We start from the raw sequence: 8,800 nt of genomic DNA on the forward strand, positions 1-8,800 counted from the left end.
CGCGAGCCGGGCCCTCAGCTCGGCGCCGATGCGGGCGCCGTCCCCGGAAGGGACGGCAGCGTCATCCGGTAGCCCCGCGCGAGCAGTTGCGGCAGGTACGCCGAGATCGCCCGGACGCTCTGCGACCGGTCGCCGCCCGCGTCGTGGGACAGTACGATCACGCCGGGCGCGGCCGCGTCCAGCACCCGGGAGACGATGGTGGTGGTCCCCGGCTCCTTCCAGTCGAGGGTGTCCACGGTCCAGGCGAGCGGCTCCATGCCCAGCTCGGCCCCGATCTCGAAGGTGGCGCGGTTCCACGCCCCGTACGGAGCCCGGAACCACGACGGCGCCTCGCCGACGACCTGTTGCACGACCTCGCTCGTGCGGCCGATCTCGGAGGCCAGCGCCGGCCGGCTGAGCCGGGGGATGAGCGGGTGGGTCCAGGTGTGGTTGCCGATCACATGGCCCTCGGCGGCGATGCGGCGCAGCAGGTCGCGGTTCTCGGCGGCCATCTCCCCGCAGACGAAGAACATGGCGCGGACGCCGTACCGGGCGAGGGTGTCGAGGATGCCGGGGGTGTAGCGGGGGTCGGGCCCGTCGTCGAAGGTGAGCACCATGCCGTTGGACGCGGCGGGTGAGTGGGGCGGCAGCTCCAGGATGGGGCGGGTCCGGACGGCCGGTGCGGCGACGGGCGGGCGGGCGGGTGCCTCGGCCGTCATCGGCCGCAGCCGGTAGGACTTCTCGGGCGGCCCCTGGGGCAGCATCCCCGGGGCTCCCGCCGCCGGGAGACCGCCGGGGCCGGCCGCGGGGCCCGGCCCGCCCGCCCCCGGAGCGCCGTTCTCGCCGCTGAGCATGCCCGCCGCGGCGGCGACCCCGAGGAAGACGGCGGAGCGCAGGAGCACGCGTCGCCCTACTGTCGGCTCGTCATTTTTCATTATTACTACGTATCAACGACACCGCCGCTGATGTCGAGGGGCGCGGACGCTCCTCCTCGCCGTCACCCGCCCGGAGCAGCCGCAGGGGCGGTCAGCCGCGCCGCACCAGGGGGAACGGCAGGGTCTCGCGGATCGTCAGGCCCGTCAGGAACATGACGAGGCGGTCCACGCCGATGCCCAGCCCGCCGGTCGGCGGCATGGCGTACTCCAGGGCGTCCAGGAAGTCGTTGTCGATCTCCATCGCCTCCGGGTCGCCGCCCGCCGCGAGGAGCGACTGCGCGGTGAGCCGGCGCCGCTGCTCCACGGGGTCGGTGAGCTCCGAGTAGGCGGTGCCCAGCTCGGTGCCGAAGGCCACCAGGTCCCAGCGCTCGGCGAGCCTGGGGTCCTCGCGGTGCTGGCGGGTGAGGGGGGACACGTCGGTCGGGAAGTCCTTGTAGAAGGTGGGGAGTTCGGTCCGCTCCTCCACCAACCGCTCGTACATCTCCAGGACCACGTCCCCGCGCGTGTCCTCGGGCCCGTGCGGCACGTGCACCCGGTCGCACAGCGCGCGCAGTACCCTCTCCTCGGTGTCGGCGTCGACCTCCTCGCCCAGGGCCTCGCTGATCGCCCCGTACATGGTCTTCACCGGCCACGGCCCGGAGATGTCGTGGACGACGAGCTTCCCGTCGGGTCCCGCCTTGTGGGCGACGGGCGAGCCGAAGGCGGCGACGGCCGCGCCCTGGATCAGCTCGCGCGTGAGGTCGAGCATCACGTCGTAGTCGGCGAAGGCCTGGTAGGCCTCCAGCATCGTGAACTCGGGGTTGTGCTTGTAGGAGACGCCCTCGTTGCGGAAGGTGCGGCCCATCTCGAAGACCTTCTCCATGCCGCCGACGCAGAGCCGCTTGAGGTACAGCTCGGGCGCGATGCGCAGGTACAGGTCGAGGTCGTAGGCGTTGATGTGGGTGCGGAAGGGCCGGGCGTTGGCGCCGCCGTGGATCTGCTGGAGCATCGGGGTCTCGACCTCCAGGTAGCCGCGCTCCAGCAGGCCCTGCCGCAGGGCCTGGACCGCGCTGGAGCGGGCCCGTACGACGTCCCGGGCCTCCGGGCTCGCCACCAGGTCGAGGTAGCGGCGCCGCACCTTCGCCTCCGGGTCGGCCAGGCCCTTGCGCTTGTCGGGCAGGGGGCGCAGGCACTTGCCGGTCAGCTGCCAGGACCGGACCACGAGGGACAGCTCGCCCCGGTCGCTGGCGCCGATCTCGCCGCTCGCGACGACGTGGTCGCCGAAGTCGACCTGGGACGTGAAGGTGTCGAGGACCCGGGTGCCGGCTTCGTCGCGGGTGAGCATCAGCTGCATGTCCCCGGACCAGTCGCGCAGGACGGCGAAGACCACACCGCCGAGGTCCCGTACGACCATCACCCGGCCGGCGAGGGTGGCTTCCTCGCCGGTGCGGGCACCGGCCGCCGGGGCGGGGTGGGCGGCCCTGAGCTCGGCGACCGTGTGGGTGCGGGCGCGGATGCCGACGGGGTAGGGGTCCGTGCCGCCGGCGCGGATGCGCTCCATCTTGTCGTGGCGGACCCGGACCTGTTCGGGCAGCCGCTCGGCCCCCGCGCCCGTACCGCCTTCCTCCCCCACGCCGTCCAGGCCCAGGGAGGCGATGGAGGGGAGCCCCTCGGTGGTGGCGGGGGCGGTGAGGCCCTTCGGGTGGCCGTTGCCCCAGAGGGTGCGCAGGCTCGGTACGGAGACGAAGCCCTCGGCGATGCCGGAGGCGAGGCTGACGCGGGCGAGCGAGCCGGCGTCCTGGTAGCAGAGGAACCTCGGGTACCACTCGGGCCCGTACTTGACGTTGGAGCGGTACAGGGCCTCCAGCTGCCACCACCGGGAGAAGAAGAGCAGCAGCTTGCGCCACAGCCGCAGGACGGGCCCGGCGCCGATGCGGCCGCCCTCCTCGAAGGCGGACCGGAAGACGGCGAAGTTCAGGGAGATCCTGCGCACGCCCAGGGCCGGGGCGTGGGCGCAGAGCTCGGCGACCATGAACTCCATCACCCCGTTGGGCGCGGTGCGGTCGCGGCGCATCAGGTCGAGGGAGATGCCGTCCCGGCCCCAGGGGACGAAGGAGAGCAGGGCGATCAGCGCTCCCTGGCCGTCGAACGCCTCCACGAGCAGGCAGTCCCCGTCGGCGGGGTCCCCCAGCCGGTCCAGAGCCATGGAGAAGCCGCGTTCGGTCTCGGTGTCGCGCCACGTGTCGGCCCGGTCGACGATGGTGCGCATCTCCTCCTCCGTGAGGGCGGAGTGCCGGCGGACGACCGTGGTGGCGCCGGCGCGCCGGACCCGGTTGACGGCCTGGCGGGTGACCCGCATGTCACGGCCGTCGAGGTCGAACCTGGCCACGTGCAGGATCGCCTCGTCGCCGAGCTGGAGGGCGCCGAGTCCCGAGCGGGCGTACGCGGTGGCACCCTCCTCGGAGGCCCCCATGACGGCGGGCTGCCATCCGTAGCGGCGGGCGACCCCGAGCCAGGCGTCGACGGCGGGGGTCCAGGCGGCCGGGTCGCCGACCGGGTCGCCGCTGGCGAGGCAGACGCCGGCTTCGACGCGGTAGGTCACGGCGGCCTTGCCGTTGGGGGCGAAGACGACGGCCTTGTCGCGCCGGGTCGCGAAGTACCCCAGGGAGTCGTTGCGCCCGTAGGCGCCCAGCAGGGCGCGGATGCGGAGCTCCTCGTCCCCGTGCAGGGCGGCGGTCAGCCGCTGGGACCGGAAGAGGGTGGTGGCCGCGTTCAGCAGGGCGAGGGCGCCGAAGAGGCCGAGCAGGAAGGACAGCGGGCGGGGCGGGCGGCCGTCGAACTCGCGGGCGGAGAAGAGGCCGCCGAAGACCTCTTTGGCGGCCCAGTCCAACCACTGCCCCCGCGGCAGCGTGCCGGGGAAGATCGCGACGAGCCCCCAGCCGACGAGCACGGCGGCGAGCAGCCCCAGCCCGAGGACGAGCATCGCCCGCCACAGGGCGCCGGGCCGGGAAGCCGCGTAGAACTCGTCGCGGGCGGCGATCAGTACGGCCAGGGCCGCGACGGCGACGGCCATGGAGGGCACGCCGGCCCAGTAGTCGCCGACGGCGATGTCCAGCACGTCGTCGAGGATCAGCAGGGCCAGGTAGGTGACGACGATCCACCAGGCGACCTTCTTGCGGGTGCCCAGGGCCGCGGCGAGCAGGAAGAGGAAGACGGCGTAGGCGAGGTTGGCGCTGACGGGTACGACGATGAGATCGAGGAAGCGCACGACGTGCCGCAGCAGCCGCCGCAGCGCGGGGGAGAGTGCCAGCAGGGCGCACAGCAGGCCGAGCGCTCCGAAGAACGCCCCGAATCCGTCGGGCACCCGGTTCAGGAAGCGGTTCCGGGTTCCGCGCGTGTCCTCCACGGTGGCACTCATGGTTCGCACTGTAGGGAGGGCGGCGCCGGTACGCGCGCCGAGTTACGCGCGCCGAGCGCCGGTACGAGCGCCGAGCCTGCCGGTACGAGCGCCCAGCGCCGGTACGCGCGCCGAGCCCGCCGGATCGGGGGGCTCCGCGCCTACCTCACCTCGGTGAGCCCGTCCTTCGCGGCCCCGCGGCTCAGGACCGCCTCGCTGACGGCCGCCCGGGCCGACTCGTAGTCGCCGCGGCCCGGGTCCTGGGCCAGGGCGTCCGCGAGGTTGACGACCCGGCCGATGGACAGGTCCATCATCTGCGGCACGAACGCGGCCTCTGTCACCTCCCAGCGCCGCCCGGGGGCGGTGGGCGGGGCGAAGGTGAAGCGGGCGATGGAGCCGTAGTTGCCGCGCATGTCGCGGGCGCCGGTGTGGTTGAACATCTCCCCCGCGACCTGGTCCCCCATGCCGTAGACGATCCAGGTCCCGTTGACCTTCTCGTACGCCTGCGGGATATGGGCGTGCGTGCCGAGGATCATGTCGATGTCCGGGCGGCCGCCGGTCTGCGAGGCGGTCAGCGCCTTGCCCAGCGACAGCTGCGTGCCGTCCGGCTCGGTCTGCCACTCCGTGCCCCAGTGCAGGCTCACCAGCACCACGTCCGCGCCCGCCGCCCGCGCCGCCCTGGCATCGGCGACGATCTTCTCCTGCCGCATCAGGTTGACCGCCCAGGGCCGGCCCTCCGGCAGCGGGTAGCCGTTCGTGTCGTAGGTGTACGCGAGGTGCGCGACCTGGGCGGAGCCCGCCGTGTACGTGGTGGCCCTGGCGGCCTCTGCCGCCGTACGGGCCGACCCGGCGTGCCGCAGCCCGACCGCGTCGAACCGGTCCAGCGTGCGGCGCAGCCCCTCGACGCCGTCGTCCAGGGTGTGGTTCGAGGCCGTGGAGCAGCCGTCGTAGCCGGCGTCCTTCAGGCCGTCGGCGACCGCGGGCGGGGAGACGAAGGCCGGGTAGCCGGAGAAGGGGCCGCCCTCCTCCCCGTAGATGGTCTCCATGTGGCAGAGCGCCAGGTCGGCGCGGAGAACCACCTTCTTGACCCCGGAGAACATGGGCCGGAAGTCGTGTCCGCCGCCGACGGCGTCGTTCGCCGCACGCTGGATGACCGAGGTGTGCGGCAGTACGTCGCCGCTCGCCACGAGGGTGAAGCCCCGGGCCGCGGGCGAGCCCGCGGCGCTCGACACCGTCGGCCCGCCGGAGTCCGCGAGTCGGGCGGGGGCCGCACCACCGGCCGCCGAGCAGCCCGCGGCGGCCGAGAGCAGGAGGGCCGAGAGGAAGGTGGCGGCCTGGCGGGTGCGCTTCGTCATCTGTCCAGCTCTCATTTGTACGACTATCCGCTAATCCGATCACCTGCAATCCATAGAAGGAGACGCGCCAAGTCAAGGAACGACTCCGTCCGCTCGGCACGCACTCACTCCGATGGCCGTTCGCCGCGCCGTTCGACCGTTCACCGCCCGGTGCGGCCGCCCACCGGACGACCCGGGTGCTTGGGCGCAACACCGCGGTCGGACGGTTCCCGGACGGCTCGGTGCAGGTCAGGGTGAAGACCTCGCCCCGTACGGCCCCCCACGCACCTCGGAAGGAGCCCCTCGTGCCGCTCTCCCCCACCCTCCGGCGCACGGATCCGGAGACCCTGGCCGAACTCCAGCGCGACCACGGGCGGGCCCTGTTCGGTTTCCTCGTCGGGCTCACCGCGGGCGACGCCCAGCGCGCCGAGGACCTCGTGCAGGAGACCCTCGTACGGGTCTGGCAGCACCCGGAGGTCCTGGCCACCGAGCACGAGTCCCTGCGGCCCTGGCTGTTCACCGTGGCCCGGCGCCTCGCGATCGACGCCCGCCGGGCCCGGCTGTCGCGCCCGCAGGAAGTGGACCCGGAGGGGCTGGAGCTCGCACCGGCGCCCGAGGACGCCGTGGCCGGCTCGGTCACCGCCATCGATGTCCGGCGGGCCGTGGGCTCCCTCGGCCCGGAGCACCGCGAGGTCCTGATGCAGGTCTACTTCCGGGACCGCTCGGTGGCCGAGGCCGCCGCCGAGCTCGGCATCCCGGCCGGAACCGTCAAGTCCCGTACGTACTACGCCCTGCGCGCCCTGCGGAAGGGCCTCCAGGGCTACGGCTACGGCCTCGGCGCCTGAGACCGGGCCCGGGAGAAGACTCAACGGAGGCCCTTAATGCGCGCGAACCGGACACGAAACGCATCGAAACAGGCATCAGGCCGTGCAAATTGAGTAAACATCCCCCGCTCCGCGAGCCGCTCGGGACAGGCTCGGAGCTGACAGCGGGACGCTCGACATGCGGGAGAAGGTGGAACGGTGCAGCCCGAGGGTATTAACGGCACCAGTGACGGCGGGCTCGCGGTGCCCATGGCTTGGCTCTACGCCGAGTACATCGCAGACGAACTGCTGCGCACGGGCCGGCTGATCCCGGTCAGCACCCTGGAGTTCCGGGCCGGGCGGGACACACTCGCGCTGACCATCTACCTCTCGGACGCGGCCGGCGAGCTCTCCGGGATCCGGGTGGTCTCGCAGCTCGACGAGTGGATGTCGCTGACCGCGTACGGGCACCCCTGGCGCGACTGGGTGCACACGCGCTTCCTCGCGCTGGGCGAGGAGGCCAGGGAGCACGGCGGCGGCGAGGACCCGGACCTGGAGCTGGCCCGGGCGGCATGGCGCTGGCTGGAACGCACCGAGCTGTTCGCCACGAACCTCGACCCCGGACGGCACGGCCACGCCGACACCCCGCCGGGACTCGACGAGAACGCACGCGTGTGGACCCCGGCCTGGCAACTCGGCCTCCCCCTGGGCCACCTGGCGATGCACCTCTTCTAGACCGCCCCCTCAGCGGGGCGGGCGCGGGCCCGGCACCTCGGCCGGGTCCGTCACCAGACCGGTGAAGTCGGCCTCGTTCCGCTCGGCCCGGGTCACGTACCAGCGGGCGATGAGCCACATCACCGGGTACACCAGCACACCGAGCACCACCCACACCGACGGCGACGAGCCGGCGCGCGGCAGCAGGAACACCAGCGGCAGAGCCCCGACCACCAGCGCCAGAACGGTCAGCGCCCCCAACCCGGCCCGTAGCTGACTGCGCATCAGGGCGCGGACATAGGTGGCGCCGAGCGTGGTCTGCTCCGAGATCTCCGAACGCGCCGGAGCGTGCGCGGGCGGCCGCCGGCGGGCGCCCCGGGGCACTCCGGTGACGATCTCGCGCCGCGGCGGCGACGGCTGCTGCTCCTCGGACACGGTGCCGGAGTCTACGCGGCCCCGCCTATTTGAGGAGGCGCGAGAGGCGGCGGTCGGCGAGCGGTTTGCCGCCCGTCTGGCAGGTGGGGCAGTACTGGAGCGAGGAGTCGGCGAAGGACACCGACCGCACGGTGTCCCCGCACACCGGGCAGGGCTCCCCCGCACGCCCGTGCACCCTCAGCCCGCTCTTCTTCTCCGCCTTCAGACGGCCGGCCGCCACCCCGTGCGCCCGCTCCAGGGCCTCCAGCAGGGTGGCCCGTACGGCCTCGTACAGATGGGTCACCTGCCCCTCGTCGAAGGAGGCGGCCAGCTTGAACGGCGAGACCTTGGCACGGTGCAGGATCTCGTCGCTGTACGCGTTGCCGATCCCGGCGACGACGCCCTGGTCCCGCAGCACGCCCTTGATCTGGCGCCGCTCCCCCGCGAGCAGCGCGGCGAAGGCGTCCCGGTCGAACGCCGCGGCGAGCGGGTCGGGGCCGAGCCGCGCGATGCCGGGGACCTCCAGGGGGTCGCGGACCACGTACACGGCCAGGCGCTTCTGCGTCCCGGCCTCCGTGAGGTCGAACCCGCCGCCGCCCTCCAGCGCCACGCGCAGCGCGAGGGGCCCCTTGCCGGGGCCCGGCGGCCGCTCGGGCAGGGTCTCCCGCCAGTGCAGCCAGCCGGCCCGGGCCAGGTGGGTGACGAGGTACAGCTCGCCGATACGCAGCGCCAGGAACTTGCCGTAGCGGGCGGCGCCGGCGGCGGTCTGCCCTTCGAGGGCGCTCGGTGGTGGCTCGTACGTCTTGAGCACGCTCACGGCGAGGGGGAGGACGTGCTCGACCACCCGCCCCGTGAGGTGCTCGTCGAGGTACTCCCGCAGGGCCTCGACCTCGGGCAGCTCCGGCATGCCCCCAGCCTGCCGCCACCCCACCCAAACCGCGACCCGGACCCCGCCGAGCCCCGCCTCAGCGCCGCGAGGCCGAGTCCGCCGCCCGGAACGTGAAGCGAACCCGCCACCCCCGGGGCTCCGCCCCGGTCCCCGCGCCTCAAACGCCGGCGGGGCTGGATGGGGCGGGTCGGACGTGCTGGCGGCGGGCGGGCCGCTGAGGGTTTCACTCGGCCAGGGTTGGGGGCGGGGTGGGGTGTTGTCCGGGACGTAAAACGTGATTTGTTGGCGCCAACGGCCTCGCACAGGACAACCCGGCACAGGCGCCATAAATCATGAGTCCCGGACAACACCCCACC

The 8,800-nt window shown here is 73.4% G+C and carries 7 protein-coding genes; 2 read left to right on the forward strand and 5 right to left on the reverse strand.

Translation table 11 applies throughout. From position 1 onward, the window contains the following. Window positions 1–14: 14 nt before the first annotated feature. The 3 genes from ACFWUQ_RS30335 to ACFWUQ_RS30345 form a co-directional block, all read right to left on the reverse strand. Window positions 15–914: a polysaccharide deacetylase family protein gene (locus ACFWUQ_RS30335; RefSeq protein ID WP_384544419.1), complete on the reverse strand. Its 900-nt coding sequence runs from the start codon at window positions 912–914 to the stop codon at window positions 15–17. 91 nt (window positions 915–1,005) lie between these two features. Continuing rightward, window positions 1,006–4,311 (reverse strand): bifunctional lysylphosphatidylglycerol synthetase/lysine--tRNA ligase LysX, encoded by a 3,306-nt coding sequence (gene lysX / locus ACFWUQ_RS30340; RefSeq protein WP_384544421.1) that lies wholly within the window; start codon window positions 4,309–4,311, stop codon window positions 1,006–1,008. 140 nt (window positions 4,312–4,451) lie between these two features. Continuing rightward, window positions 4,452–5,645, reverse strand: coding sequence for a CapA family protein (locus ACFWUQ_RS30345; protein ID WP_384544423.1), 1,194 nt, complete (start codon window positions 5,643–5,645; stop codon window positions 4,452–4,454). Between the two features lie 284 nt (window positions 5,646–5,929). Here ACFWUQ_RS30345 and ACFWUQ_RS30350 point away from each other — a divergent pair, with 284 nt between their 5' ends. Together ACFWUQ_RS30350 and ACFWUQ_RS30355 are read left to right on the forward strand one after the other, a co-directional pair. Next, window positions 5,930–6,469: a sigma-70 family RNA polymerase sigma factor gene (locus ACFWUQ_RS30350; RefSeq protein ID WP_384544425.1), complete on the forward strand. Its 540-nt coding sequence runs from the start codon at window positions 5,930–5,932 to the stop codon at window positions 6,467–6,469. Between the two features lie 228 nt (window positions 6,470–6,697). Continuing rightward, a complete protein-coding gene (locus ACFWUQ_RS30355) occupies window positions 6,698–7,162 on the forward strand; it encodes a hypothetical protein (protein WP_384544431.1) in 465 nt (154 codons plus the stop codon). A gap of 9 nt (window positions 7,163–7,171) precedes the next feature. On the opposite strand, the gene ACFWUQ_RS30360 is transcribed toward ACFWUQ_RS30355, so the two are convergent. Both ACFWUQ_RS30360 and ACFWUQ_RS30365 read right to left on the reverse strand, forming a co-directional pair. Then, window positions 7,172–7,576, reverse strand: coding sequence for a hypothetical protein (locus tag ACFWUQ_RS30360; RefSeq protein WP_384544427.1), 405 nt, complete (start codon window positions 7,574–7,576; stop codon window positions 7,172–7,174). 25 nt (window positions 7,577–7,601) lie between these two features. Further along, window positions 7,602–8,462, reverse strand: coding sequence for an Fpg/Nei family DNA glycosylase (locus ACFWUQ_RS30365; protein ID WP_384544429.1), 861 nt, complete (start codon window positions 8,460–8,462; stop codon window positions 7,602–7,604). Window positions 8,463–8,800 lie beyond the last annotated feature (338 nt).

Origin of the sequence: Streptomyces sp. NPDC058662 (assembly GCF_042716255.1) — a bacterium.
Lineage (GTDB): Bacteria > Actinomycetota > Actinomycetes > Streptomycetales > Streptomycetaceae > Streptomyces.

Coding starts and splice junctions, on each gene's coding strand:
- ACFWUQ_RS30335 (WP_384544419.1), bottom strand. CDS start 914: ATGAAAAATGACGAGCCGACAGTAGGGCGACGCGTGCTCCTGCGCTCC.
- lysX (WP_384544421.1), bottom strand. CDS start 4,311: ATGAGTGCCACCGTGGAGGACACGCGCGGAACCCGGAACCGCTTCCTG.
- ACFWUQ_RS30345 (WP_384544423.1), bottom strand. CDS start 5,645: ATGACGAAGCGCACCCGCCAGGCCGCCACCTTCCTCTCGGCCCTCCTG.
- ACFWUQ_RS30355 (WP_384544431.1), top strand. CDS start 6,698: ATGGCTTGGCTCTACGCCGAGTACATCGCAGACGAACTGCTGCGCACG.
- ACFWUQ_RS30365 (WP_384544429.1), bottom strand. CDS start 8,462: ATGCCGGAGCTGCCCGAGGTCGAGGCCCTGCGGGAGTACCTCGACGAG.